Here is a 25,457-nt window from a genome sequence, read left to right on the forward strand (position 1 = left end):
TGCCCTGACCCCTCCAACGCAAGGACCCATCCGCTCGTGTCACCCCGTGCCCGCACCGCGCTGCAGCCGCACGCCACGCCGCCGGAGGCGATCCGCAACTTCTGCATCATCGCCCACATCGACCACGGCAAGTCGACCCTGGCCGACCGGATGCTGCAGATCACCGGCGTCGTCGACGACCGGGCGATGCGCGCCCAGTACCTGGACCGCATGGACATCGAGCGCGAGCGCGGCATCACCATCAAGAGCCAGGCGGTGCGGATGCCGTGGGACCTCGACGGGTCCCCGCACGTGCTCAACATGATCGACACGCCCGGTCACGTCGACTTCACCTACGAGGTCAGCCGCAGCCTTGCCGCCTGTGAGGGCGCCGTGCTGCTCGTCGACGCCGCGCAGGGCATCGAGGCCCAGACCCTGGCGAACCTCTACCTGGCCATGGAGAACGAGCTCACGATCATCCCGGTGCTCAACAAGATCGACCTGCCGGCCGCGCAGCCGGAGAAGTACGCCGAGGAGCTCGCCGGGCTCATCGGGTGCGAGCCCGAGGACTGCTTCCAGGTCTCCGGCAAGACCGGCGTGGGCGTCGAGCCGCTGCTCGACGAGATCGTTCGCCAGATCCCGGCACCGACCGGCGATGCCAACGCGCCCGCCCGGGCGATGATCTTCGACTCCGTCTACGACACCTACCGCGGTGTTGTCACCTACGTGCGGGTCATCGACGGCAACCTCAACCCGCGCGAGCGGATCGCCATGATGTCGACCAAGGCCACGCACGAGCTGCTCGAGATCGGCGTCATCAGCCCCGAGCCCGTGCCGGGCAAGGGCCTGGGCGTCGGCGAGGTCGGCTACCTCATCACCGGCGTGAAGGACGTGCGCCAGTCCAAGGTCGGTGACACCGTCACCAACGCCGCCAAGCCCGCGACCGACGCGCTCGGTGGGTACCGCGACCCCAAGCCGATGGTCTTCTCGGGCCTGTTCCCGCTGGACGGCTCGGACTACCCCGACCTGCGCGAGGCCCTCGACAAGCTCAAGCTCAACGATGCCGCGCTCGTCTACGAGCCGGAGACCTCGGTGGCCCTCGGCTTCGGGTTCCGGTGCGGCTTCCTCGGGCTGCTGCACCTGGAGATCGTGCGCGAGCGGCTCGAGCGCGAGTTCGACCTCGAGCTGATCTCCACGCAGCCCAACGTCGTCTACGAAGTGGGGATGGACGACGGCACGCATATCACCGTCACCAACCCCAGCGAGTTCCCCGGCGGCAAGATCGCCGAGGTGCGCGAGCCCAAGGTCCGCGCCACGATCCTCGCGCCGAGCGAGTTCATCGGCGCGATCATGGAGCTCTGCCAGGGCAAGCGCGGAACCCTGCTCGGCATGGACTACCTGTCCGAGGAGCGCGTCGAGATGCGCTACACCCTGCCGATGGCCGAGGTCGTCTTCGACTTCTTCGACCAGCTGAAGTCGCGTACCCGCGGCTACGCCAGCCTCGACTACGAACCCGACGGTGACCAGGTGGCCGACCTCGTCAAGGTCGACATCCTGCTCCAGGGCGAGACCGTCGACGCGTTCTCGGCGATCGTGCACAAGGACAAGGCCTACGGCTACGGCGTCATGATGGCCGGCAAGCTCAAGGAGCTCATCCCGCGCCAGCAGTTCGAGGTGCCGATCCAGGCCGCCGTCGGCGCCCGGGTCATCGCCCGCGAGAACATCCGCGCCATCCGCAAGGACGTCCTGGCCAAGTGCTACGGCGGTGACATCTCGCGCAAGCGCAAGCTGCTCGAGAAGCAGAAGGCCGGCAAGAAGCGGATGAAGAACATCGGCTCGGTCGAGGTGCCGCCCGAGGCCTTCATCGCCGCGCTGGCCTCCGACGGCGCCGGGGCCCAGGCCACCAAGAAGTAGCGCTCAGCCGCCGGGTGAGCGCTCGGCGATCTCGCGCAGCCGGGCCACGTAGGCCGCCCAGTGGTCTGCGCCTCCCTCGGGCAGGTTCGGGTGCTCCGGCGACCATCCGGCCTGCCCGTCGAGCTGTTCGCGCAGGATGTCGAGGTGCCCGGCGTGCCGCGCCGTCTCGAAGCCCATGTGCACCAGCAGGTGGTGCAGCGTGGTGTCCGGCTCCCTCCACCACGGCACGTGGGCTGTCAGCGGCGCACGACTCTGAGACAGGCGCCTGCCTGGGCGGTCGATAATGAGACTGCTTCAGCGGGGGATTCTGAGACGGCCATCACGAGGTCAGCCTGCGCAGCTCGACGTCGACGTCTCCGCAGCTGCGCGGGGCACGGTCCTTACCGGACATGCCGATGAGCGGTAGGTCCCCGGAGAGCGGTTTGCCGTTGGTCAGTGGCCTTGAGCCAAGTCGAGGACGAATGCCCGCACCCGCCGGTTCGTTGTGCGGCTGTTCCAGTTGGTCCTAGCAGCCAGCCCGTCGAGTGCCTCACGCACGAATGAGACTTGGCCGAGAAGCGCCAGGCGCTGCGAGTCCTCAAGAGCACCGACCAAGGCGTCGGTGGCCTCGAGATCGCGCAGGGCGAAGGCCCGTCGACCCGGCGGGTCTACCTCAAACATCCGCCACCCGTCTCGTGCGGTCTCCCATTCCACGCGTGTCCGCCGGGAGCGCAGGGAAACGGGTGCGACGACCTCCAAGACGGTCTGCACCACTGTCCACCATCTGCCGGAGAACTGCGGCCCGACGACGCGCAGGCCCGTCAGTTCCGACCACGTCACCAGCCCCGGACCCCCTGGACCCAAGGCGTGCAGTCCTTCGGGGTCGAGCCACGTGCTGGCGGCGGTGTCCTCAGAGAGCATCACGCCTCTTGGCGTGACGGCGATTGGGTAGGCGTGCCTCACCGGCCAAAGCGTAGGCGGAAGGCTTCTAGGCACGCGCACGCTCATGCCGCGGACAAGTAAGTCTGCCGGGTGGCCCATGGCTTCCACTCTCCGCACGCTCCATAGGTCCACCGGGGCCTTATACACCCCGGATTCGGCGATCTGCTTGCGTTCAGCCATTTTGCAGATCACAATGGTGTAACACTCGAACGACTGTTCGGGTGCACTCGCACCGTGGAGGTTCATGCCCTTGGCCAGCCACTCGCTCACCCCCGCCCTCAAGCCCGCGCCCTGCAGGAGGGCGCGCGGGCCGTCAGGGGAAGTTCCGTGGACCTCAGCGTCGAGCCCGCAAACAACGACTTCGCTACGCGCGGAAGGCGGTCTGGCATGACGAGGTTTCTCTCCACGATCAACTGCGAGTGCTGCAAGCTTCGGCAGCAGGCGTGGGCCATCCCGGGGGAGCCGACCAGCACCTGCTGCAAGGTCTGCTCGGAGCACCGGGGCGTCAACGAGGTCGACAAGCGAGCGCTCGCCCACGAGGCGATGCTCCGTGAGCGGCTGGGCGCGGCTCGCACCGCAGCGGACGACGCCTTACGCGACCGTGACCGGTACAAAGGCAAGATGCACCACGCCTATGAGGCGCGGGAGCGGGCACTTCGCCTCGTCATGCGGGTGCGCTACTTGCACACGATGACGGGCAACGGGTCGTGCACCTGTGGCACCAAGCGCGGCTGCCGTTCGGCCGAACTGTTGCAGGAGCCGTGGGTCTCGCGCCAACTCGCCATCATCGAGCGCATCGACCTGGAGGACGAACTAGCGAGGGGCACACCACAGCGGAGCGAATGGCTCGTGGACACCTGGGATGACCTCGACAGGACTGCGCGACAGGCTGGCCCTAGCCCATTCGGTCAATCGGAGCAATCGGGCTAGCAGCACGCCGTGGCTGGCTCGACGTGGATCGACCACCCGCGGCGAACCGGTCGGCGACCCTAGATCGTCCTCAATTGCCGCCTGAGGGTGACACCGTCAGGCAGTTGGCCACAACACGACGCTGGCAACCGACGTCGTCTGCGAAACTGATGGCGTGAGCATCAGCAGGCCAACGCGGGTCTATGCAGCCGTCATGCTGGCCCTGACCCCGAGCCTCATTCTTCCAACATCGGACTTCGGACAACCCATGGAACTGGTGTTGACGGTTCTTGGCGTCCTCGCGCTCATTGGAGCCCTGCCGTCGCTCGTCGTTGCCGGCGTCCCGCTCTACCTGGTTGGCAACATCGCCGCGGGTGACCCGTTGTTCCTCTCGGGGTCGGCCCTCGTGTTCGGACTTGCCTACGTCACCTCGGTCCTGATCAACGCCGCGCTGCTCGAGCTGCTCATTCGGCGTCGAACAGTGGGTGGAGCGAGCCGCGCTTCCGTCGTTACCGACTAAACCCGGACATCCGCTCATGCCGCGGAGAGGTAAGGCGCTCCTGCCGCTGATCGGTCCAGGGGGGAGTCAACCAGGAACCTGAAGCCGGCCTCGCCGAGTCGAGGCTGGGGGAAGGGTTCGTCCCAAAATCCGCCGCTGAAGTGGCCGATCTGTCCCACCTGTCCCGAACTCGCGAGTATTTCCCAGAATCGCTCCCCGCCGACAGGAAGGGCTGGTTCAGTAAGACCGCCGCCTACCTCGGCAACGCGGGTCGCGACCTCGCTGTCGAGATCGGAGCGACCGCGATCAACCGGCAGATGGGGATGTGACAGGTCGGCCGCGTCTCAATTTCTGCGGCTGGTGTCTCAAAGTCCACCGCTGAAGTCGCGATCTGTCTCACGCCGTCTCGTACTCCCGGGTAAATCTCAAAATGGCTCGCCGTTGACATGGGCCTTGGCGTCCAGGGGGAGTTGCGCGATGGCTTCGTCGGCGAAGGCCGTGACGCGGCGGTAGAGGTCGAGGATGTGCGCCGGTGACTCGTCAGCGGTGGCCCACATGTCGTCGTTGGGCTGCGCGTCGTCGGCCCAGAACGCCATCGGCTCCGGCCACGGTCGACCCAGGCACACGCCGAAGTACTCGGCCTCGACGCCAGCCAGGTGCTTGACGACACCGAGCAGGTTCGTGCCGGTGGGGGTGAGCGGCATTCGCTGGTCGCGCTCGGGCAGCCCCTCGACCTTCCACAGAACCTGCTCGCGGGCGTTCTTCAGGTAGTGCCACACGGTGGCCTTGACGTCCATGGGGGCAGCCTGCCACGAGGCAGTGTCACCGCTGCCGGTCACGGGGCGGGGACGACCGACTCCTCCACGGGTTCACCGATGACCGGGCCGTCGCGCCAGGCATCCGGCTGGTCCACGAGCGCCAGCAGCGTGAACAGGTCGCGCGGCCAGACGTCATCGGTCGTGCTCTCGAGATCGGCCAGCGTCCACCACCTGATGTCGGCGACGGTCGCCTGCTCCTCGACCGTGTGAGCAGCCGTGTCGACCTCGAAGGCCGGCACGCGAAGCGCGAAGTACACCTCGGTCTGCTCGGTGATCTGGTCGCTGTAGCCGTGCACGACGTCACGGGTGAGCAGCGGACCGACGAGCGACCCGGCATCCACGACGAGCCCGGTTTCCTCCCACAGCTCGCGCACCGCGGCCTCGACGTCGCTCTCACCGGGGTCGACCCCGCCGCCTGGAGTCACCCACCAGTGGGGCACCGGGTCGAGCCCGAGGTCGGAGTCGAGGAAGAGCAGCAGCCGGTCGGCGTCGTCGAACAGGAACACCCGCACCGCGCGGCGTTGGATCCGGGGCCGTGCGGCCGGTGGGGTGGTCATGACCACACGCTAGCCACTCGTCAGCCCCACCCGTGGCGGAGAACCTTGACCGTGGCGGAGATATCAGCGCCATGGCGAAACTTGTCCGTCATCACAGTGACGGCGGAGAAGATGAATCCCTACCCGTGAGTAGCATCGACGGGTGCCCGATACCTACGCCCTGTACCGCCGCGCCGCCGCCCGCCCGTTCGGCACGCGCGCCTTCTCGTTGTTGTTCGCCCTCAAGGCCCCGTACTTTCGCACCGTGCGCCCACAGGTGCGTGAGGTCCGCCCGCACCGCGCCGAGCTGACGATCCGCAAGCGCTGGGCGGTGCAGAACCACCTCGGCACGGTGCACGCCATCGCCGTGTGCAACGGGCTCGAGGCAGCGATGGGCCTGCTCGCCGAGGCCACGACGCCACCGAACCGCCGCTGGATCCCCAAGGGGATGACGGTCTCCTACCTGGCGAAGTCGACGACCGACCTGCTGTGCATCGCCGAGACCGACCCCGCCGACTGGGAGGACGTCGGCGACGTGCCGGTGCGGGTCAGGGCGGTGCGCACCGATGGCACCGTCGTCGTCGATGGCATCATCACGATCTATGTCTCCGAGCGCCCCGCCCGCTGAGCCGATCACGGTCGTCGACGGGCGCGTCCGGTGCCCGGAGCACGGGGACCGCCGTACCGCCGCCCGGTGCTCGCGCACGTGCAGCTCATCGACGAGGCCGACCGCCCCCGGGCTGGACCCCGCACGAGCGGCTGTCGCTGACCGCGGCGCTGACGGCCTACACCGCGGGAAGTGCGTGCCAGGCCGGGCGTCGAGCAGGCACCCTCGAGGTCGGGCACGACGCCGACCTCGTGCTGCTCGACCGCGACCCGTTCGCGCTGACCGACCCCGGCGAGCTCGCCAGGGTGCGAGCCGCGCGGACCTGGCTCCGCGGCATCCCTTCCCGCGAATGTGGGTGAAGATCGTCGGCTGGACGACGATTTTCACCCACATTCGCGAGCAGGGAGGCGCCTCAGCGGGTGAGGTGGTGGCGCAGTCCCTCGACGTCGGAGGTGGTCCACCCGTGGTCGCGCAGCCACCCGGCCGCTCCGCCCCAGCCGGCGTCGACGGCGCGCAGGATCGCCTCGATCGACTCGGGCTTGGGTGACTGCTCGTCGATCGACTGCTGCGACAGGGCATGCCCGTACGCCGGGCGTGACATGAGGCGGCCGATGATGGCCTCGATCCGCTCGGCCGTGAGCACGTAGTCGGCCACGATCTCCTCGTGCGGCACCCCCGCCACGTCGAGTGCCATCGCGACGACCGTGCCGGTGCGGTCCTTGCCCGCGGCGCAGTGCACCACGGCCGCGCCCGGCGCATCGGCGATCACCCGCAGGGCAGCGGCGACCGAGTCGGGTCGGGCTGCGAGGTAGCCCAGGTAGTGCTCGGCCCAGAAGGACGCGTCGCGGCGGGTGCCGTCAGGGCTCCACGGAACCGCCAGTGCCTTGGCCGCCAACGCGTCGAGGTCCTCCTCGCCCTTCGCGGCGATGAGTGAGTGGTGGTGGTGGGTCAGCGACTCCACCCGGCGCAGCGGCCCGGGGCCCTCGAGGTGCACCTCGACCTCGGTGCGCAGGTCGATGATGTCGCTCACCCCGACCGCGTGGACGAGGTGTGTGACGTCGGCGTCGGTGAGGTCCTGGAGGTTGTCGGAACGGATCAACCGCCCGGATGCCGTCCGCCCGCCGTCGCGGGTCGGCAACCCCCCGAGGTCGCGCATGTTGACGAGCCCGTCGAGCTCGATCCACCGGTCAGTCACCCGGTCATCCTAGGTCGGGGCGCCGACGCCGTCGTTGCTGGGCAGGGGTCGACGCAGGGCCGGCAGCACGAGCCGGCGGCGAAGCCGCAAGTCGGCGGCAGCGAACAGGCCGCCCATCGTGCGCATGGTGCCCCCGAGGTCGTCGCGGCCGGTCAGGTAGGCCCAGCGTTGGTGCGACGGGAGGGCGAAGAAGACGTCGAAGAATCCGGGGACCTCGACGGGCGGCATCCGCAGCAGCGCCTCGAGCCCGATGCGCCGGAACCGGTGCACCGCCCGGGCCGACGGCGACCACACGACGGCGCGGGCGGCCGCGAGCGCGGCGTCGGGGCCGTCGGGGAGGTGGGCCGCCACGGCATCCGCGACCGGCCCGGCGAGCCCGAGGGCGGCGGCGATGCTGAAGCCGGTCGCGGGGTGCACGAGCGGCGCCGCCGCGCCGAAGCCGAGCACCCCGTCGACGTCGTGCCGTGGCCGGTCGACGGGGAAGCGCACGGTCTCCGTGCGGGCCCCGTCCGGCACCGCGACGCCGTGGTGCGCGAGCCGGGCCAGCAGCCGGCGCCGCAGCACGGGGACGGGGAGCCCCGGACGGCGGGCCAGCGAGGTCTCCTCGAGCAGCACCTCACCACGCCCGACGGGGATGCCGTAGAGGAACGTGGGCCAGCCGGGCTCGCCGTGGTCCGCGCGCCAGTCCATGAACAGCGCCTCCCCGGGGGGCACCAGCGCCGCGGCCGCCTCCTCGGGCACGACGACGCCGAAGGCGGTCTGCTCGGCCGCGACTGGCGCGCCGGCACCGGGCCGCCGCCGGGCCGTGCCGTTCAGGGGCTGCCACCGCCCCGCCGCGTCGACGACGACGGATGCCGTGAGCGTGCCCCCGCCCTCGAGCGCGACCCGTCCGGGTCCGGCCGGCCCGCTGACCCGGCAGGCGTGCATCTCGACCCCGGCCAGCTGCGCGTCCAGGTGGGCACGCAGGGCCTCGACGTCGAACACGGCGTACTCCCAGCCGAGGTCGTGGGTGCCGACCGCGATGGCGCGACCCCGCGCCCGGGCGGCGATCGTCGACTCGGGGATGCCGGCGGGCAGCTCGTCCGCCCAGCACCCGTACGTCGCCGCGAAGGGGCGGTCGAGCTGCGGGTCGGCGAGGGCGGTGCTCAGGCCGGCCCGCGCGCACGCCCCGGCGAGCGCCCGGCCCGCGGGGCCTCCGCCGACGACGAGGACGTCCGTGCTCACGCGCCGACCCTAACCGGCGCCAGCACGGCCGCGGCGCATGGGCGAGGATAAGGACGTGCCCCGACTGCCCGACGGTGACCCCGCGCCCGAGTCCGGCGACCTGCCCGAGCCGGCTCTGGCCACGCTCGCGGACGGCCGGTTCGGCGTCTACGTGCACGTGCCGTACTGCTCGGTGCGGTGCGGCTACTGCGACTTCAACACCTACACCCTCGGTGAGCTCGGGCCGGGGTCGTCGATGGCGACCTTCGCCGACCAGGCCCTGGCCGAGCTCGACCTCGCCGCCCGGGTGCTCGGCGACCAGGCCCGGCCGGTCGACACTGTCTTCGTCGGGGGAGGCACGCCCACCCTGCTTCCCGCCGCTGACCTCGTGCGGTGCGTCGACGGCATCCGGACGCGTTTCGGCCTGTCACCGGACGTCGAGGTGACCACCGAGGCCAACCCCGACTCGGTGACCGCCGACGACCTCGCGGAGCTCGCTGCCGGTGGGTTCACCCGGGTGTCGATCGGCATGCAGTCGGTGGTGCCGCACGTGCTGCGCACCCTCGAGCGCACCCACGACCCAGCCCGGGTCGCAACCGCGGTCGAGGCGGCCAAGGATGCCGGGCTGGCGACGAGCGTCGACCTCATCTACGGCACCCCGGGCGAGAGCCTCACCGACTGGCGGGCCAGCCTCGACGCCGCCGTGGCGCTGGAGCCGGACCACGTGTCGGCGTACGCGCTGATCGTCGAGGACGGGACGAAGCTCGCGGCGCAGGTGCGTCGCGGTGTGGTGACGATGCCCGACGGTGACGACGAGGCCGACAAGTACGAGCTCGCCGACGACGTCCTCTCGGCGGCGGGGTTCGACTGGTACGAGGTGAGCAACTGGTCGCGCACGCCGGCCGGGCGCTGCCGGCACAACGAGGGGTACTGGCGCGGTGACGCCTGGTGGGGCGTCGGGCCGGGCGCGCACAGCCACGTCGGCGGGGTGCGCTGGTGGAACGTCAAGCACCCCCGCACCTACGGTGCCCGCCTCGCCGCGGGCACCTCACCGGCCGCCGGTCGCGAGAGCCTGACCGAGGAGCAGCGCCACGACGAGGAGGTGCTGCTGCGGGTGCGCCTGCGCGAGGGCCTGCCCCTCACGCTGCTCGACGCGAACGGCCGCTCGGCCGTCGCCGGCCTCGTCGCTGACGGGCTGGTCGACGGCCGAGCGGCCGTGGCGGAGCGGACGGTGGTGCTCACTCGACGCGGGCGGCTCCTCGCGGATGCCGTCGTGCGTCGCCTTCTCGGGGTGTGAGCGCCGGCTCTACTTGACGAACTGGGGGGTGAGGGCCGGGCTCCACCACTCGCCGTTGTTCGCCTTCACCGCGCCGATGATGTGCATGACGATCGCCCAGATGACGGCTGCCCCGAAGGTGAGGAACCCGACGAGCACGAGCATCAGCGGCAGGGAGATCAGCATGACGATGCCCGCCATGATCTGGACGTTGAGGGCGTTCGCCGCGTGGCTGCGGACGAAGGGGCCGCGGTCGCGGAACACCAGGTACATGACCAGCGCACAGACGAAGCCGAGGAAGCCGCTCGAGAAGATCGTCGCGGCCAGGGTGACGCCGTGCGCCGCCATCCCAGCGGTGCGCTCGTCGGTCGGCTTCATCGGGGCCGGGGCCACCGCGTACCCGGGAGCCGGGGGTGACTGCTGCTGGTACTGCGGCTGGGCCTGCGCCTGCGGCTGAGCCTCATGGGCGCTCGGCGCGACGGGTGCCGGTGCGGGAGCAGCGGGGACGAACTCCGTGTGCTCGGGTGCCGGCAGCTCCGGCACGACCTCGGTCTGCTCGGTCGTGGGGGCGGCGTCGGTGACGGGCTCGAAGGGGGCCGTCGGGTCGACGGGGTGGTCGTCGGTGCGGGGAGTGGTGTCACTCATGGGGTGCTCCTTGTGGGTGGGTCTGTACCCATGAAACACCCGCGGCGACGTGTCGATCCCCGTTCCGGGGCCGGGTCAGGGTGGGCCTCGGGGTCGAGTCAGGGCCGACCCCGAGGCGCATCCACCAGGAGCGTCAGCTGACGAGGCGAAGGGTCAGCGGGTAGCGGTACCACTCACCGTTGCTCGCCTTGACCGCGGCGATGATCGGCATGACGAGCATCCACGGAATGATCGCGAAGATCATGAAGATCCCGACGAAGAGCAGGGTCATGATGCTCGACACGAAGAGGGCGATCATGACGGTGATCTGGAAGTTCAGCGACTCCTTGGCGTGGTGCTCCAGGAACGGCCCGCGCCCCTTGTAGACCAGCCAGATCACGAGCGGCGCGACGAAACCGGCCAGCAGGACGCCGAGGTGGGCGCCGAGCGACCAGTTCTTCTCGTCCTGGGGAGTGAGCGGCGCAGGGCCGCCGTAGCCGGCAGGGCCCCCGTAGCCGGCCGGTGCGCCGTACTGCGGTGGGTAGGGCTGCGGCGGCGGGGGAGGTGGCGGGGTGTCCTCGGGGCGGAACGGGTCGGGTGTGCTGCTCATGGTGTGTCCCCTCGGTGGTGTCAGGCAGGTGGCCGCCGCTACGACGCGGTGACGAAGTCGATGAGTTCCTCGACGCGTCCGAGCAGTTCGGGCTCGAGATCAGCATAGGTCTGCACCGATGACAGGATCTGCCGCCAGGCCATGGCGAGGTCGCGCTGCGTCGAGTGCGGCCACCCGAGATGCGCGGCGATGCCGACCTTCCACGACGTGCCCCGGGGGATGACCGGCCAGGCGTCCATCCCGAGCCGGGAGGGCTTCACCGACTGCCAGACGTCGACGTAGGGGTGGCCGACGACGAGGACGTGCTCGGCGTAGGGCTTGACCGCCCGGGCCTGCTCCACGACCCGCCATTCCTTCGTGCCCGGCACGAGGTGGTCGACGAGCACGCCCATGCGACGCCCCGCGGTGGGCGCGAAGTCATGGATCGCCCCGGCCAGGTCGTCGACGCCGTCGAGCATCTCGACGACGACGCCCTCGACCCGCAGGTCGGCACCCCACACCTTCTCGACGAGTTCGGCGTCGTGCTTGCCCTCGACGAAGATCCGGGAGCCGCTCGCGACCTTGGCGCGCTGCCCGGTGACGGCCCGCGATCCGCTTGCCGTGCGGGAGGCGGCGGCGCGAGCGGCGGCCATGCGGGCGGCATCCGCCGCCTTCGGGGGGGTGAGGGTCACCGGCGACCCGTCGACGAGGAACCCGGGTCCGAGGCGGAACCCGCGGGTGCGCCCGTGGCGGTCCTCGAGGTGGACGACGTGGATGCCGCCCGCCTTCTCGACGCGCACGACGGCGCCCACCCAGCCGGTCTCGACGTCCTCGACGACCGTGCCGGGTTCGGCAGCGAGTTCGACCGAGCGCCCACGGGCCGGTCGTCGCCAGTCGCCCCCGAGCACGTCGCTTCCATACCTGTCCACCACGGCGGTGAGGTTACCCGCACGCGGAGGTAAGATTGGCACTCGTGGCGCGAGAGTGCCAAGGGCTGTCCAGGCGAAGGACCGGAGGTGGGCATGAACGAGGACCGTCGGTTGCGCGTGCTGCGCGCCATCGTGCAGGACTACGTGCAGACGTCCGAACCCGTGGGGTCGAAGGCCCTTCTCGAGCGTCACCAGCTCGGGGTGTCGGCCGCGACCGTGCGCAACGACATGGCGGCGCTCGAGGACGAGGGCCTGATCGCCGCACCCCACACGAGCGCCGGGCGCGTGCCCACGGATGCCGGCTACCGCCTCTTCGTCGACCGGCTCTCGGCCGTGAAGCCGATGAGCAGCGCCGAGCAGCGCGCCATCGCCCACTTCCTTGAGGGCGCCCTCGACCTCGACGACGTCGTCGAGCGCACGGTGCGCCTGCTGTCGTCACTGACGCACCAGGTCGCGGTCGTGCAGTACCCCTCGCTCGCGCGCTCCTGCGTGCGCCACATCGAGCTCGTGCCGCTCGGGGGTGAGCGGGTGCTCGCCGTGCTCATCACGACGACTGGGCGCGTCGAGCAGCGGGTGGTCGACGTCGGCCGCGACCTCAGCAGCACCGTCGGCGAGGACACCCTCGCCACGCTGCGCACCGAGCTCAACCGCGCCACGGCGGGCCGCACCCTGGCCGAGGCGTCGGCCGAGCTCGCATCCGCGCCCGAGCAGCTCGAGCCGGGCCTGCGAGACCTCCTGCGCGCCGTCGGCACCGCGCTGCAGGACTCCTTCGTCGAAGAGCGCGAGGAGCGGGTCGTGCTGGCCGGCACCGCCAACCTCGCCCGGGTCGGCCCCGACTTCACGACAAGCCTGGGCCCCGTGCTCGAAGCGCTCGAGGAGCACGTCGTCCTGCTCAAGCTGCTCGGCACCGCCGCCGAGCAGGGGGAGCAGGTGGCCGTTCGCATCGGCCACGAGAACCCGTATGCCGGGTTGCAGACCACCTCGATGGTCGCGACCGGCTACGGTGCCGGCTCCGACCTCGTCGCCGGCCTCGGGGTCCTCGGACCGACGAGGATGGACTACCCCACGACGATGGCTGCGGTGCGCACCGTCGCCACCTACGTCTCGCGGATCCTCGCGCAGTGACACCCCGGCCTGCCAGCACCGCACGCACCGCACCAATTGCACCCACGGCATCCACCGCCTCAACCACGTCCCGAAGGACCCTTCACCCGTGAACGACTACTACGCCGACCTCGGTGTCGCCCGCGACGCGAGCCCCGAGGACATCAAGCGCGCCTACCGCAGGGCCGCCCGGCGACTGCACCCCGACGTCAACCCCGGCCCCGAGGCCGAGGAGCAGTTCAAGAAGGTCTCCCAGGCCTACGACGTGCTGTCCGACGCCGACAAGAAGCGCTCCTACGACGCGGGCGCCGACCCCTACGGGGCAGGTGCGGCCGGGTTCGGTCAGGGCTTCTCGTTCAGCGACATCATGGACGCCTTCTTCGGCGGTCAGGCCGGCACGCCGGGTCGCGGCCCGCGCTCGCGCACGACCCGCGGTCAGGACGCCCTGGTGCGCCTCGACATCGACCTCGGGGATGCCGTGTTCGGCGCCCAGAAGGACCTCACCATCGACACCGCCGTCGGGTGCGGCACCTGCCAGGGCGCGGGCGTGCAGCCGGGCACCTCGACCCGCACCTGTGACGTCTGCGGCGGTCGCGGCGAGGTGCAGCAGGTGCAGCGCAGCTTCCTCGGGCAGGTCATGACGACCCGCCCCTGCATGACCTGCCAGGGTTTCGGCCAGATCATCACCAACCCCTGCTACGAGTGCTCCGGTGACGGGAGGGTGCGCACCCGGCGCACCCTGACCCTCAAGGTGCCGGCCGGGGTCGACACGGGCACCCGCATCCAGCTCGCCGGTGAGGGCGAGGTCGGCCACGGAGCGGGCCCGGCCGGTGACCTGTACGTCGAGGTCGCCGTCAACCGACACCCCGTGTTCCAGCGTCGCGGCAACGACCTGCACGCCACCGTCGAGGTGCCGATGACCGCCGCCGCGCTCGGCGCGTCGCTGGTGATGGAGACCTTCGACGGGCCGCAGACCCTGGAGGTGCGCCGCGGCACCCAGTCCGGAGACACCATCACGCTGCGTGGGCTCGGTGTCACCCAACTGCGCGGCACCGGTCGCGGCGACATCATCGTGCACGCCATGGTGCAGACCCCGACCAGGATCGACGCCGAGCAGGAGGCGCTGCTGCGCCAGCTCGCGGCGCTGCGTGGTGAGGAGCGCCCCGAGGGCAAGGTCGCCAACCCCGGTGACGGGTCGCTCTTCGGCAAGCTGCGCGACGCGTTCAAGGCCCGCTGACCGGCAGGCCACCCGCGTGACGCTGCCGCTGCACCTGCTGCCGACCGACGCCCTGGCCGGTCGCGGTGTCGGCGACGTCGTGGTGCTCGACGGCCCCGAGGGACGGCACGCCGCCACAGTTCGGCGCACCCGGGTCGGTGAGCACCTGCTGCTCACCGACGGTGACGGGCTGCGCATCGAGGCCGAGGTGGTGTCGGTCGGGTCGGGGACCCTGGACCTTCGCGTCGTCTCGGTGACGAGCGACCCCGAGCCCAGCCCGCGCCTGGTGCTCGTGCAGGCGCTCGCCAAGAACGACCGCGACGACCAGGCCATCGAGGCCGCCACCGAGTGCGGTGTCGACGAGGTTGTGCCGTGGCAGGCCTCGCGCAGCGTCGTCCAGTGGCGGGCCGAGCGCGGCGAGAAGGCCTGGCGCAAGTGGGATGCCGTGCTCGTCGCCGCGACCAAGCAGTCGCGCCGCACCCGCCGCCCGGTGCTCGCACCGGTGGTCTCGTCGGCTGAGCTGGGTTCGCGAATCGCCTCTGCAGCAGCCGCGTTCGTGCTGCACGAGGACGCCCGGATGCCGCTCGCGGGGGTGACGCTCCCGGCATCGGGTGACGTCGTGGTCGTCGTCGGCCCCGAAGGGGGCATCTCGCCCGACGAGCTCGCGGCCTTCGAGACCGCCGGCGCCGTGCCGGTGCGACTGGGGAACACGGTGCTCCGCTCGTCGAGCGCCGGGCCCGCGGCCCTGGCCGTGCTCAGCGCGATGTCGCGCTGGCGCTGACCCGCTCGTCCGTCACCGCACGGTGAACGGCATCGTCGTCTCGGCCGAGACCGTCGTCCCGTCCTCCGCGCTCGTCTCGAAGACCCGGATGGCGTACTCGCCCGGTGAGAGCGTGCCGAGCTCGATCTCGTAGGTCCCCCGGCCCGGTGCGCCGATGGAGGCGTTGGTGAACCCGTCGTCGACGAGGGCCCCCTCGCGCAGCAGCTGCCACGACACGGTTGCCTCGAAGACGCTGGCCTCGCCGGTCACGGTGACCTCGCCGGGCGGGAGCACCTGCCCGCGGGTGGGGGAGGTGACCCAGATCGGCGCGAGGTCCTCCCAGTACTCGTCGCGCGAGGCCGGCCGGTTGTAGGTGCGATCGACGGGCTGGCTGCCGAACATCGCGGTCGACCCGTCCGAGATCGCGAAGCGCACGGGGATCTGTCCGCGGCCGACCGCCGCCTGGGCGGTCCACACGAGCTGCTGCACGCTGACCCGTTCGGTGTCCTCGGGGAACCCGCTCCCGCCGGGGCCCGACAGGGTGATGGTGATGCGGTCGTCGGTGGCGGCCAGGTCGACGAGGTCGACGCCGTCCCAGGTGCGCAGGTAGCCGTCGGTTCCGGCGGGGGTCGCCGTCATGGCCAGCCCCACGGCCGCCCGCGCTCGCGCCGCGTCGTCGCTCTCGCGGGTCACGCCGGGCACGGTGAGCCACTCGCGGTAGAGCCGCGCGACGCGGGCGTCGTCTCCGATCGGGGCCAGGTAGTAGACCGGAAGGGCGACGGGCGACGCGCTGGTCGTCGGCGAGGTCGGCGATGGCGACGAGGGGGTGGGGCTCGCCGACGGTGAGGGCACCCCCGTGGCCGGCCCGGTCGACGGTGTCGGCGAGGCGGATGCCGTGGGGAGTGGGCTCTCGCTGCCGCCGGGCAGCGGCTCGGGCCGCTCGAAGCGGCCGATCCACAGGCCCGAGACGACGGCGAGCACGGCGGCGGCGGCCGCGAGCGGCATCCACCACCGGAGCGAGTGCCCACGGCGCGCCGGGTCGCTGCGCCGGAGGATCTCCTCGAGCCGGTCGCCGGGTTCGAGACGGGCCGCGCGCTCGTCCAGGGCCTCTCGCAGCGCCTGCGCCAGGCGCTCGTCGGTGCTCATGTCCACTCCGTTCCGGTGCGCAGGGCCGCCAGGCCCCGGCTCGCGTGCGTCTTGACCGAGCCGGGGGAGATCTCCAGGGCGTCGGCGATCTGGGCCTCGGCGAGGTCGAGGTAGTAGCGCAGGACCAGGACCTCCCGTTGTCGGGTGGGGAGCCGGTTGAGGGCCGCCAGCAGGGACTCCCGGGAGAGGTCGGCCACGGCCGAGTCCTCGGCGCTCGCGCCGGTGCGGGCGTTCGGGTCCTCCGGCCCGCCGCGCACGGATGCCGCCCACCGCTGCTCCACCCCGCGGTGACGCAGGGCCGACCGGGAGCGGTTGACCACGGCCCGTCGCAGGTACGCGGCCGCTGCCGACGGGTCGCGAAGGCCCGACCAGTGGGCGTGCAGGGCGATGAAGGCGTCCTGGACGACCTCCTCGGCCTCACCGGCGTCATGGAGGAGCAGCCACGCGAGCCGGACGAGCGGCTGCCAGTGCACGGCATACAGCTCGGTGACGGCGTCGTCGGCCGAGCGCTGCGCACTGCCGTGCTCGCCCATGCTGGCCATTGTCATGCGGTGTTGACGCGCAGCGCGCTGGTTCGGTTGACGCGGGGGCCTAGATTCGGCGTCATGAGCGAGACCGAGAGCTGCCTGTTCTGCCGGATCGTCGCGGGGCAGATCCCCGCGACCGTCGTCGCCGAGAGCGTGAACAGCCTGGCCTTTCGCGACATCGAGCCGGGCGCGCCGACCCACGTGCTCGTCGTCCCGCGCCGTCACGTGCCCGACCTCGCGGGGTTGGCCGCCGCGTCTGCGGCGGAGCTCGCGGATGCCGTGGCGCTCGCCGCGCAGGTCGCGGACGACGAGGGGTTGCCGGGCTACCGGGTGGTCGCGAACACCGGAGAGGCCGCCGGGCAGAGCGTGTTCCACGCCCACCTGCACGTGCTCGGCGGGCGTTCCCTGACGTGGCCTCCGGGGTGACCGGCAATCTCAGGTGCTGCACCGGGTCAGGGCCTCGTACACTTGTCCCACGATGACTGAGCCGCAAACCCACCCCCACGTCCGCGAACACACCGTCGTCGTCCCCGCCGACGTGCCGATGGTCGCCCTGCTGGGTCCTCGCGACGAACTGCTGCGCACCATGGAGCGCCAGTTCCCGCGGGTCGACCTGCACGTGCGGGGCAACGAGTTCCACGTCTCCGGCCCGAGCGCCGAGGTCGCGCTCGTCGAGCGCCTCATCGACGAGCTGCTCGACGTGCTCGAGGGCGGCCAGGCCCTCAGCGGTGACGCCGTCGAGCGCTCGATCGCGATGCTGCGGGCCCAGACCGTCGAGCGCCCCGCCGATGTGCTGACGATGAACATCGTCTCCAGCCGCGGGCGCACGATCCGGCCGAAGACGTTGGGCCAGAAGCGCTACGTCGACGCGATCGACTCCAACACCGTCGTCTTCGGCATCGGCCCGGCCGGTACCGGCAAGACCTACCTCGCGATGGCCAAGGCCGTGGCGGCGTTGCAGGCCAAGCAGGTCAACCGCATCATCCTCACCCGCCCGGCCGTCGAGGCGGGGGAGCGGCTCGGGTTCCTGCCCGGCACCCTCAACGACAAGATCGACCCCTACCTGCGACCGCTCTACGACGCGCTGCACGACATGGTCGACCCCGAGTCGATCCCGCGGCTGATGGCCTCGGGCACCATCGAGGTCGCGGCCCTGGGGTACCTGCGTGGGCGCACGCTCAACGACGCGTTCATCATCCTCGACGAGGCGCAGAACACCACCGCCGAGCAGATGAAGATGTTCCTCACCCGCCTCGGGTTCGGCTCCCAGATGGTCGTCACCGGCGACGTCACCCAGGTCGACCTGCCGAGCTCGGCGACGAGCGGGCTGCGGGTCGTGCGCGACATCCTCACCGACATCGACGACGTCGCGTTCTGCGAGCTCACGGCATCCGACGTCGTTCGCCACCGGCTCGTCGCGGCGATCGTCGACGCCTACGGCCGCTACGACGAACGCCAAGCGCCGGCGGTGCGCCGGTGAGCATCGACGTCCTCAACGAGACCGAGTTCTCGATCGACGAGCTCGAACTCGTCGCGTGTGCCCGCTACGTGATGGAGCAGATGCGGGTGCACCCCAAGGCCGACCTGTGCCTGCGCCTCGTCGACGAACCGGCCATGGAGACCCTCCACGTGCAGTGGATGGACCTGCCGGGCCCGACCGACGTCATGAGCTTCCCGATGGATGAGCTGCGTCCCGGGCGTGAGGGCGTCGAGCCGCAGGAGGGCATGCTCGGTGACATCGTCCTGTGCCCGAGCGTCGCAGCCCGTCAGGCCAGAGAAGCCGGCCACGCGACCGAGGAGGAGCTGCTGCTCCTGACAACCCACGGCATCCTGCACCTCCTGGGTTTCGACCACGCCGAACCCGACGAGGAGCGCGAGATGTTCGAGCTGCAGCGTCAGCTGCTCCTCACCTTCCTCGCCACGCGCGGGCGACCCACCGCCTGACCACCCAGAAAAGACCATGACCCGCCTCGTCGTCCTCGCGTCCGTCGCGACCCTGCTCGCCTTCGTCATCTCCACCGCCGAGGCGGCCTTCTCGCGGATGTCGCGCACCCGCGCCCAGGAACTGCTCGACGAGAACCGCCCGGGCGCAAAGGCCCTGGTCAAGGTCGTCGGCGACACGGCGGCCTACCTGTCGGTGCTGTCGTTCCTGCGGGTCATCGCCGAGTCGACCGTGGCGGTGATGGTGACGCTGGCCGTCGTCGAGCGGGTCGAGGGCACGGTCCAGCCCTTCCTCATCGCCATCGCGATCATGGCGCTGATCTCCTTCGCCGTCGTCGGGGTGTCACCGGGCACGCTCGGGGCGCAGCACAGCACCAAGGTGGCGCTTGCGGCGGCACCGACGACGGTGTGGCTGCGACGGGTGCTCGGGCCGTTCTCGCGGCTGCTCATCGCCCTCACCAACGCCGTCACCCCGGGCAAGGGGTTTCGCGACGGCCCGTTCGAGAGCGAGAGCGAACTGCGCGACCTCGTCGACATGGCCCGCGACCACGCACTCATCGAGGCCGAGGAGCGCGAGATGCTGCACTCGGTCTTCGAGCTCGGCGACACCCTGGCCCGCGAGGTGATGGTGCCGCGCACCGACATGGTCTCCATCGACGACGACCGCACCGCCCGCGCCGCGATGAGCCTGTTCCTGCGCTCGGGCTTCTCGCGCATCCCCGTGCTCGGCAAGGACGTCGACGACGTGGTGGGGCTGCTCTACCTCAAGGACGTCATGCGTCGGCTGAATGCCGACCCGGATGCCGGGACGCTCCCCGTCACCGAGCTCATGCGCCCCATGGTGTTCGTGCCCGAGAGCAAACCGGTCGATGACCTGCTGCGCGAGATGCAGCTCGACCACGCGCACTTCGCGGTGGTGGTCGACGAGTACGGCGGCACCGCCGGCCTGGTGACCATCGAGGACATCCTCGAGGAGATCGTCGGCGAGATCACCGACGAGTACGACCGGGAGGCGCCCGAGGTCGAGAACCTCGACGACGGGCGGGTCCGGGTTGCCGCGACGATGCACGTCGACGACCTCGCCGAGCTGTTCGAGGTGGCCCTCGAGGAGGAGGAGGTCGACACCGTCGGTGGCCTCATCGCGAAGGAACTCGGCCGGGTCCCCATCCTCGGGTCGACGTGTGAGGTGGCAGGCTTGCGCCTCACCGCGGAACGCATGTCGGGGCGACGCCACCGCATCGCCACCGTGATCGTCGAGCGGGTCGAGCCGGCGGCGGACGCCCCGGAGATGGAGGAGCGGGCCGGATGAGCGAGGACACCACCACCGGTGAGCAGGGGTACGTCGCCGGGTTCGCGTGCCTGGTCGGGCGGCCCAACGCCGGCAAGTCGACCCTGACCAACGCGCTCGTCGGCACCAAGGTCGCCATCACGTCGAGCAAGCCACAGACCACCCGGCACACGATCCGCGGCATCGTGTCGGGGGAGCGCAGCCAGCTGATCCTCGTGGACACCCCCGGGCTGCACAAACCGCGCACCCTGCTGGGGCAGCGCCTCAACGACCTCGTGCGCGAGACGCTGCTCGAGGTCGACGTCATCGGGTTCTGCCTGCCCGCGAACCAGCGGATCGGCCCGGGCGACCAGTTCATCGCCCGCGAGCTCGCCGAGCTGCGGCGGGGCAAGCGCACACCGGTCGTGGCGCTGGCGACGAAGTCGGACACGGTCGACAAGAAGCGGCTCGCCGAGCACCTCATCGCCATCGACCAGCTCGGCGACTGGTCGGACATCGTCCCCTGCTCGGCCACCCGCGGCGACCAGGTCTCGGTCGTCGGTGAGGTGCTGGCCAGCCACCTGCCGCCCTCGCCCGGGCCGCTGTACCCCGACGACCAGCTGACCGACGAGCCCGAGATCGTGATGATCGCCGAGCTCGTGCGCGAGGCCGCGCTCGAGGGAGTGCGCGACGAGCTGCCGCACAGCCTGGCCGTCGTCGTCGAGGAGATCGTGCCGCGCGAGGGCCGCCCCGACGACAAGCCGCTGCTCGACGTGCGGGTCAACGTCTTCGTCGAGCGCGACTCGCAGAAGGCGATCGTCATCGGTCGGGGCGGGTCGCGGCTGCGCGAGGTCGGCACGAACGCGCGCACCGGCATCGAGGCACTCCTCGGGGAGCGCGTGCACCTCGACCTGCACGTCAAGGTCGCCAAGGACTGGCAGCGCGACCCCAAGCAGCTCGGCCGCCTCGGCTTCTGACGGCTCGCACCGTCCCGAGATCGACCAATAGGTCACTGCGGGTACGCAGGCAGGTCGGCCGCCTCGGCTTCTGAGGGGTGGTATCACCGCGGCCCGCGGCCACTCCTCACGGGTGGATGATCGGACGATGGCCGGTGCCCACACTGACCGAGGACGCTGGTGTCTGAGCACCCCAGCGGTTTCGGTACCCCAGTGGCAGGAGTGAGCCATGGTCGTCCAGCCCGGTCCGCACGGTCTCGGTGAGCACGACCAGTCCGGCGTGCCCCCGGAGGAGATCCGCTTCGGCGTCGTCATGAACGGCGGGGTCTCCCTCGCCGTCTGGATGGGTGGGGTCGCCCTCGAGCTCGACCGCCTCGTCAAGGCCGCCGGGGGATCAGGGCCCTACGCAGACCTGCTGCGCCTCACCGGCTGCACGGCCCGGGTCGACGTCGTGTCCGGCACGTCGGCCGGGGGCGTCAACGGTGCAGCGCTCGCCCTGGCCCAGGTCAACCGCTTCGCCGACCTCGCCTCACTGCGTGACGTGTGGGTGGAGCAGGGCCGCATCGAGGCGTTGCTGCGCCAGCCGTTCCGCGGCGCCCCGAGCTCGCTGCTCAAGGGTGACGACCACTTCCTCCCGCAGCTGAACGCGGCGATGTCGCGGCTGGCCGAGCCCCTCGACGCGGTCCCGGCGTCGGTCGCCCCGATGGACCTGACGATGGCGACGACCGTGCTGGGCGGCAACCAGGAGGTCACGGTCGACGCCCTCGGGCAGCGGCTGCCCCAGACGGTCCACGCAGCGCGGTTCCGGTGGAAGCGCCCCGCCGACGCCACCGAGGACACCGACCCGTTCGGTACCCGCAACATCGGCGGCACCGCGGCCCAGCTGGCGCTCGCCGCCCGGGCGTCGTCGAGCTTCCCGGTGGCGTTCGAACCCACGTTCGTGCCGGTGCCCGCGCCCGACGTGCCCGTGACCGACAGCACCGGACTGCGACCCTCCATGGCGGGCGTCGTCGAGGAGTGGGGTGACACCCTCCCGCCGCGCGACCGCTCCCGATTCGCCGTCGACGGCGGCGTGCTCGCGAACACCCCGACCAGGGCGGCGGTCGAGGCGATCGAGCGGATGCCGGCCGACGGCCCGGTCCGCCGGGTCATGCTGCTCGTCTACCCGCACGCACCCGCCCCCGGCCCTGACCCGGCAGACGTCATGGGGGAGCCCCCGACCCTTGCGGGCACGATGGCCGGGGTCCTCGGCGCGCTGTCCGCGCAGGGCAGCCGCACCTTCGTCGACGAGCTCGAGGACCACAACGTGCGCGCCGCGAGCCGCCGGGGCACGCGCGCGGACATCCTCGGGGGCTTCCGTGAGCCGCTGCCCGACGGCAGCACCCAGACCCTCGAGGGGCTCGGCGAGCAGCTCTTCCCCCACTACCGCCGCCTGCGCATCTGGCACGCCGCCCGAGACCTCGCCCGACGGCAGGTCGGCCGCCGCCCCCCGGCATCCTGGCCGGAGGGCGACGACGTCTGGGACTACGAACGCATCCGCCGTGCTGCGGAGCGGGCGCAGCAGAAGGTGGAGGACGCGCGCCGCACCACGGGTGCGACGGGCGCGGTGCCCGTGACCGGCATCCCCTATCTCCCCGATCACTACCCCACCGCTGCGAGGCCGGATGCCGGCCCCTCCTGGCGCTGGGGGGTGAGCGGGGCGTCGTCGATCGCGGAATCGGTCAACGAACTGCTGCGTGAGCTCGTGTGGATGCTGCCGGCGGGGGAGGACTGGGCGATCGCCCGAGCCGCCCGGCAGCGGGTGACCGAACGCATCCGAGACATCCAGGCCTGCCGACACCTCACCGATGACCCCTGGGACCTCGACGAGGTGCTGGCCGCGCTGCGCCCGGACCACCACTACTGGATGCTGCGACTCGCCTCATACGCGCGCCTCATGGGGGATGGGGGAGACGCGCCGGTGCGCGAGGCGATCACCCGCGTGGCGCACTCGGAGAACCAGCGGCGCTTCCTCGTCAGCGGCGACAAGGCCGCGGCCGACGAGTGGCAGGCCAGGGTCGCCCAGCACCTCGAGGAGGTGCTGCTGCGGGACCCGAAGAGCCCAGCGGGAGGGGCCGGGCGCGAGGTCCGACGGCTCGTCGAGGAGGTCGTGGAGGAGCTGGTGTCCGTCGTGCCGGTGCTGCGCAAGGCCGCCGCGCCGCGGATGAGGACCTCGGCCCACCGCGCGGGTGAGGTGCTCGGCGACCCCGAGTCACTTCAGCGGTGGCACGCGGCACTCGCGCCCGGCACGGCCGCCGTGACGGTGCCCCAGCTGCTGACGACCCTGCAGCAGCTCGAGGTGGCCAGCACGACGATCGGCGACGAGACGATGACCGGCTCGACGATCCCGATCGAGCTCGTGCAGCTGTCGGCGCAGACCCGCAACGCGTTCGCGCGGTACTCCCTGACCGGGGACGACAAGCTCGGTGGCTGGTCGGTGAAGCGGTTCGGCGGGTTCCTCAAGCGGTCGTGGCGGGTCAACGACTGGACGTGGGGCCGACTGGATGCCGCGACCGTGCTGTGCCGGGCGGTGCTCGACCCGGCCCGGGTTCGGCGTGCGGCGTTCCTGTCGGGCTACCTCGCGACCGACTCCGATCCGCGGCGCCTGGCGCGGGCCACGGTCGACCATGTCGTCGACTCGGTGTTCGCCGGCTCGGGGCTGACCTCCGATCCCCGGGTCGTCGCCCTGCGGGAAGCGGCCGTCGCCGAGGTGCTCGGTGCCTTCCTCATCGACGACACCCCGACCAGCCAGCTTCCGCCGTCGATGCCGGCCCTGGCCGACCTCTTCGCGTGGGGCGTGCAGCTCGACGTCGTGCCCGACGAGGTGGTGGCGCTCGCCGCTGCGGTGCGCGAGGACCGGGCCGACGGGGCCAACCCGCGATCGCGCGGTGAGCTCTTCCTCGCCGCCGAGGAGCCGTTGCTCACCCGGCTGGAGAAGCGCCGTCGTGAAGGGCTGTCGATGTCGGGGAAGGACCGGGCGGCGCTGCTCAGCGCCTTCGACCGCGCCGGGGTGGGGCGTGAACCGCTCTCCGAGGAGACGTCGAGCGACCTGATGATCCGCAGTGCCTCGACGGCCGGAGCGGTGTCGGCGACGGTGCTGGACTCGCCCTCGTCGGGCCTCGGGGCGCTGCGGCCCGTGACCCGTCTCGTGCGGGGCGCGATGCTCGTCCTGCACTGGATGATCGTTGCGCTCACCTCGCGCGGGGTGGTGCCGCGGATGCTGGCGCTGCTCGGGTTGTCGGTGGGCAGCATCCTGCTGACTGCCTCGTTGCTCGGGGCCCTGCCGGGGGCCTGGTCGGGGGTCGCGACCCTGTTCGGAGCCTCGTGCGTGCTCGCGGCCTTCTCGTTCGGTGCGTTGCGCACGGGGACGTTGCTGCACGGGTTGGTGCTGCTCAGCCCGCTCGTGCCCCTGTTGACCTTTGCCCTGTCGCAGGCACGGCAGGCCGGGGCCGCTGGGGCGGTCGAGGGCGCGGCGCTGGGTGGTGTCACGTTGGCCGCGATGATCCTCGTCGCGATCGGGCTGCTCGTGCTCGGGAGCCTGCCGGCGTCCTACGGCAGCGTCTGGCTGGCCCTGGGCTCGCTGGCGGATCGGCGTGGGGTCCCGCACGAGAACACGGCCGGGCGTGGGCTGGTCGCCCGCTTCTTCGTCGGGGCTGTGCGACGCGCGCGGGGTCTGGGTCGCTCGCTGCCGGGGCTGATCGGGCCGGCGGTGGTCATCGCCCTGCCCGTGGCGCTCGCGTGGTGGCTCGTCGACACCGGGGCCGCCGCCATCGCCGACGCGTTGCTGGACAGGCGGTGGTGGCTGGTGGGGCTCGCGGTGGTGTGTGTGGTCGCCGGGGGGATCGCGGCGTTCGTCCTCGGTGACCTCCTGCGGCCGGCCACTCGGGTGCGGCACCCCGGGGCGCAGTCGCTCACCTGGGAGTACGGGCCGCTCACCAACCCGGCAGGCATCAACGCGTCGTGGGCGGTGCTCTACGGGGCGGGGTACTTCACGATCGCGATCGTGGTGCTGTCGACGGCGGTGGAGCGCGGCGACACGCGCGAGTGGCTGGTGGCGCTGGTCGTCACGGCGATCGTGCTAGGCGTGGGGCTGGGGCTGCTCTACCCGGTGCTCGCCCCGCTGGCGGCGTTGCGGTCGATGGAGCGCCGCGAGGTGGTGCGTGACGGGCAACGGGGTGGCACGCGGTTCGTCGTCGCCGACCCGGTCGGCTCAGACGTCGACACGGCTCGGCGGTCGTATGCCGTCGACCTCGCCGAACGTGGGGTCGCCTATCGCTGGCTGGTGTCGTCGAAGCCCGGTGCTGACGGGCGGGCCCCGTCGCTCGCCCCGCGTGGGGTGGAGATGCTGCGGCGGCTCGATGAGGCGCGCGCGGTGCCGCCTCCTGGCGGGGTGCGGTGGCGCCTGCAGCGTCGGTTCTGGCGGGTGTCTCGACGCCGCCGCGAGGGTCGTGGCGAGGGTCTGGAGATGCGTTCGAAAATAGTTTGAAAGTCGCTGTGCCACA

General features: G+C 71.4%; 26 protein-coding genes. 15 read left to right on the forward strand and 11 right to left on the reverse strand.

The window, feature by feature from the left end; translation table 11 throughout:
* The first annotated feature begins 36 nt into the window (after nucleotides 1-36).
* Nucleotides 37-1,893, forward strand: coding sequence for a translation elongation factor 4 (gene lepA, locus C8E84_RS00780; RefSeq protein ID WP_159898597.1), 1,857 nt, complete (start codon nucleotides 37-39; stop codon nucleotides 1,891-1,893).
* Between the two features lie 3 nt (nucleotides 1,894-1,896).
* On the opposite strand, the gene C8E84_RS00785 is transcribed toward lepA, so the two are convergent.
* Both C8E84_RS00785 and C8E84_RS00790 read right to left on the reverse strand, forming a co-directional pair.
* Nucleotides 1,897-2,121 carry a mycothiol transferase gene (locus C8E84_RS00785; RefSeq protein ID WP_159898599.1) on the reverse strand — a complete coding sequence of 75 codons (225 nt, stop codon included), beginning with the start codon at nucleotides 2,119-2,121 and terminating at the stop codon, nucleotides 1,897-1,899.
* A gap of 204 nt (nucleotides 2,122-2,325) precedes the next feature.
* Nucleotides 2,326-3,084 carry a hypothetical protein gene (locus tag C8E84_RS00790; RefSeq protein ID WP_159898601.1) on the reverse strand — a complete coding sequence of 253 codons (759 nt, stop codon included), beginning with the start codon at nucleotides 3,082-3,084 and terminating at the stop codon, nucleotides 2,326-2,328.
* Between the two features lie 117 nt (nucleotides 3,085-3,201).
* On the opposite strand from C8E84_RS00790, the gene C8E84_RS00795 reads away from it, so the two are divergent.
* Together C8E84_RS00795 and C8E84_RS00800 are read left to right on the forward strand one after the other, a co-directional pair.
* Entirely contained in the window at nucleotides 3,202-3,744 is a 543-nt protein-coding gene (locus C8E84_RS00795) for a hypothetical protein (protein ID WP_159898603.1), read from the forward strand.
* 154 nt (nucleotides 3,745-3,898) lie between these two features.
* Nucleotides 3,899-4,243: a hypothetical protein gene (locus C8E84_RS00800; protein WP_159898605.1), complete on the forward strand. Its 345-nt coding sequence runs from the start codon at nucleotides 3,899-3,901 to the stop codon at nucleotides 4,241-4,243.
* 404 nt (nucleotides 4,244-4,647) lie between these two features.
* Here C8E84_RS00800 and C8E84_RS00805 read toward each other — a convergent pair whose 3' ends face one another.
* Nucleotides 4,648-5,019, reverse strand: a complete 372-nt coding sequence (locus tag C8E84_RS00805) for a mycothiol transferase (protein WP_159898607.1) — start codon at nucleotides 5,017-5,019, stop codon at nucleotides 4,648-4,650.
* Nucleotides 5,020-5,057: 38 nt separating this feature from the next.
* Entirely contained in the window at nucleotides 5,058-5,597 is a 540-nt protein-coding gene (locus tag C8E84_RS00810) for an NUDIX hydrolase (protein ID WP_159898619.1), read from the reverse strand.
* A gap of 142 nt (nucleotides 5,598-5,739) precedes the next feature.
* On the opposite strand from C8E84_RS00810, the gene C8E84_RS00815 reads away from it, so the two are divergent.
* Together C8E84_RS00815 and C8E84_RS18305 are read left to right on the forward strand one after the other, a co-directional pair.
* Complete coding sequence (locus C8E84_RS00815) at nucleotides 5,740-6,204, forward strand: hotdog fold domain-containing protein (RefSeq protein WP_159898621.1); 465 nt, start codon at nucleotides 5,740-5,742, stop codon at nucleotides 6,202-6,204.
* Nucleotides 6,201-6,542, forward strand: coding sequence for an amidohydrolase family protein (locus C8E84_RS18305; RefSeq protein WP_281348962.1), 342 nt, complete (start codon nucleotides 6,201-6,203; stop codon nucleotides 6,540-6,542). Before C8E84_RS00815 ends, C8E84_RS18305 begins: the two co-directional genes overlap by 4 nt.
* Nucleotides 6,543-6,595: 53 nt before the next feature.
* On the opposite strand, the gene C8E84_RS00825 is transcribed toward C8E84_RS18305, so the two are convergent.
* Complete coding sequence (locus tag C8E84_RS00825; protein WP_159898623.1) at nucleotides 6,596-7,378, reverse strand: tyrosine-protein phosphatase; 783 nt, start codon at nucleotides 7,376-7,378, stop codon at nucleotides 6,596-6,598.
* Nucleotides 7,379-7,387: 9 nt separating this feature from the next.
* Nucleotides 7,388-8,602, reverse strand: coding sequence for a lycopene cyclase family protein (locus tag C8E84_RS00830; RefSeq protein WP_159898625.1), 1,215 nt, complete (start codon nucleotides 8,600-8,602; stop codon nucleotides 7,388-7,390).
* Between the two features lie 37 nt (nucleotides 8,603-8,639).
* Between C8E84_RS00830 and hemW the strand changes: the two genes are divergently transcribed.
* On the forward strand, nucleotides 8,640-9,878 hold the full coding sequence (hemW, locus tag C8E84_RS00835) for a radical SAM family heme chaperone HemW (RefSeq protein WP_159898627.1): 1,239 nt from the start codon (nucleotides 8,640-8,642) through the stop codon (nucleotides 9,876-9,878).
* A 9-nt stretch (nucleotides 9,879-9,887) separates the two neighbouring features.
* On the opposite strand, the gene C8E84_RS17970 is transcribed toward hemW, so the two are convergent.
* From C8E84_RS17970 to C8E84_RS00850, 3 genes are all read right to left on the reverse strand, one after another.
* Nucleotides 9,888-10,502: a DUF4870 domain-containing protein gene (locus C8E84_RS17970; RefSeq protein WP_246196706.1), complete on the reverse strand. Its 615-nt coding sequence runs from the start codon at nucleotides 10,500-10,502 to the stop codon at nucleotides 9,888-9,890.
* Between the two features lie 133 nt (nucleotides 10,503-10,635).
* The gene (locus C8E84_RS00845; RefSeq protein ID WP_159898629.1) at nucleotides 10,636-11,091 is read right to left on the reverse strand and encodes a DUF4870 domain-containing protein; all 456 of its coding nucleotides are present in this window, start codon (nucleotides 11,089-11,091) and stop codon (nucleotides 10,636-10,638) included.
* 38 nt (nucleotides 11,092-11,129) lie between these two features.
* Entirely contained in the window at nucleotides 11,130-12,002 is an 873-nt protein-coding gene (locus tag C8E84_RS00850; RefSeq protein ID WP_159898631.1) for a DUF3097 domain-containing protein, read from the reverse strand.
* A 90-nt stretch (nucleotides 12,003-12,092) separates the two neighbouring features.
* Between C8E84_RS00850 and hrcA the strand changes: the two genes are divergently transcribed.
* The 3 genes from hrcA to C8E84_RS00865 all read left to right on the forward strand — a co-directional run bounded on the left by hrcA (nucleotide 12,093) and on the right by C8E84_RS00865 (nucleotide 15,100).
* On the forward strand, nucleotides 12,093-13,124 hold the full coding sequence (gene hrcA / locus C8E84_RS00855; RefSeq protein ID WP_159898633.1) for a heat-inducible transcriptional repressor HrcA: 1,032 nt from the start codon (nucleotides 12,093-12,095) through the stop codon (nucleotides 13,122-13,124).
* Nucleotides 13,125-13,212: 88 nt separating this feature from the next.
* Complete coding sequence (dnaJ, locus tag C8E84_RS00860) at nucleotides 13,213-14,340, forward strand: molecular chaperone DnaJ (protein WP_159898635.1); 1,128 nt, start codon at nucleotides 13,213-13,215, stop codon at nucleotides 14,338-14,340.
* 16 nt (nucleotides 14,341-14,356) lie between these two features.
* Nucleotides 14,357-15,100 carry a 16S rRNA (uracil(1498)-N(3))-methyltransferase gene (locus tag C8E84_RS00865; RefSeq protein WP_159898637.1) on the forward strand — a complete coding sequence of 248 codons (744 nt, stop codon included), beginning with the start codon at nucleotides 14,357-14,359 and terminating at the stop codon, nucleotides 15,098-15,100.
* Between the two features lie 12 nt (nucleotides 15,101-15,112).
* On the opposite strand, the gene C8E84_RS00870 is transcribed toward C8E84_RS00865, so the two are convergent.
* Nucleotides 15,113-16,225 carry a Gmad2 immunoglobulin-like domain-containing protein gene (locus C8E84_RS00870; protein WP_159898639.1) on the reverse strand — a complete coding sequence of 371 codons (1,113 nt, stop codon included), beginning with the start codon at nucleotides 16,223-16,225 and terminating at the stop codon, nucleotides 15,113-15,115.
* Nucleotides 16,222-16,758 (reverse strand): SigE family RNA polymerase sigma factor, encoded by a 537-nt coding sequence (locus tag C8E84_RS00875; RefSeq protein ID WP_211675327.1) that lies wholly within the window; start codon nucleotides 16,756-16,758, stop codon nucleotides 16,222-16,224. The genes C8E84_RS00870 and C8E84_RS00875 overlap by 4 nt, the downstream gene beginning before the upstream one ends.
* A gap of 72 nt (nucleotides 16,759-16,830) precedes the next feature.
* Here C8E84_RS00875 and C8E84_RS00880 point away from each other — a divergent pair, with 72 nt between their 5' ends.
* The 6 genes from C8E84_RS00880 (at nucleotide 16,831) to C8E84_RS00905 (ending at nucleotide 25,441) form a co-directional block, all read left to right on the forward strand.
* Nucleotides 16,831-17,178 carry an HIT domain-containing protein gene (locus C8E84_RS00880; RefSeq protein ID WP_159898643.1) on the forward strand — a complete coding sequence of 116 codons (348 nt, stop codon included), beginning with the start codon at nucleotides 16,831-16,833 and terminating at the stop codon, nucleotides 17,176-17,178.
* A gap of 52 nt (nucleotides 17,179-17,230) precedes the next feature.
* Entirely contained in the window at nucleotides 17,231-18,232 is a 1,002-nt protein-coding gene (locus C8E84_RS00885) for a PhoH family protein (RefSeq protein ID WP_159898645.1), read from the forward strand.
* Complete coding sequence (gene ybeY, locus C8E84_RS00890) at nucleotides 18,229-18,696, forward strand: rRNA maturation RNase YbeY (RefSeq protein ID WP_159898647.1); 468 nt, start codon at nucleotides 18,229-18,231, stop codon at nucleotides 18,694-18,696. The genes C8E84_RS00885 and ybeY overlap by 4 nt, the downstream gene beginning before the upstream one ends.
* 16 nt (nucleotides 18,697-18,712) lie before the next feature.
* Entirely contained in the window at nucleotides 18,713-20,002 is a 1,290-nt protein-coding gene (locus C8E84_RS00895; RefSeq protein WP_159898656.1) for a hemolysin family protein, read from the forward strand.
* A complete protein-coding gene (gene era, locus C8E84_RS00900) occupies nucleotides 19,999-20,937 on the forward strand; it encodes a GTPase Era (protein ID WP_159898658.1) in 939 nt (312 codons plus the stop codon). Before C8E84_RS00895 ends, era begins: the two co-directional genes overlap by 4 nt.
* Nucleotides 20,938-21,145: 208 nt before the next feature.
* Nucleotides 21,146-25,441 (forward strand): patatin-like protein, encoded by a 4,296-nt coding sequence (locus C8E84_RS00905; protein ID WP_159898660.1) that lies wholly within the window; start codon nucleotides 21,146-21,148, stop codon nucleotides 25,439-25,441.
* The last annotated feature ends 16 nt before the right edge of the window (nucleotides 25,442-25,457 follow it).

This window comes from Ornithinibacter aureus (assembly GCF_009858245.1).
Lineage (GTDB): Bacteria > Actinomycetota > Actinomycetes > Actinomycetales > Dermatophilaceae > Fodinibacter > Fodinibacter aureus.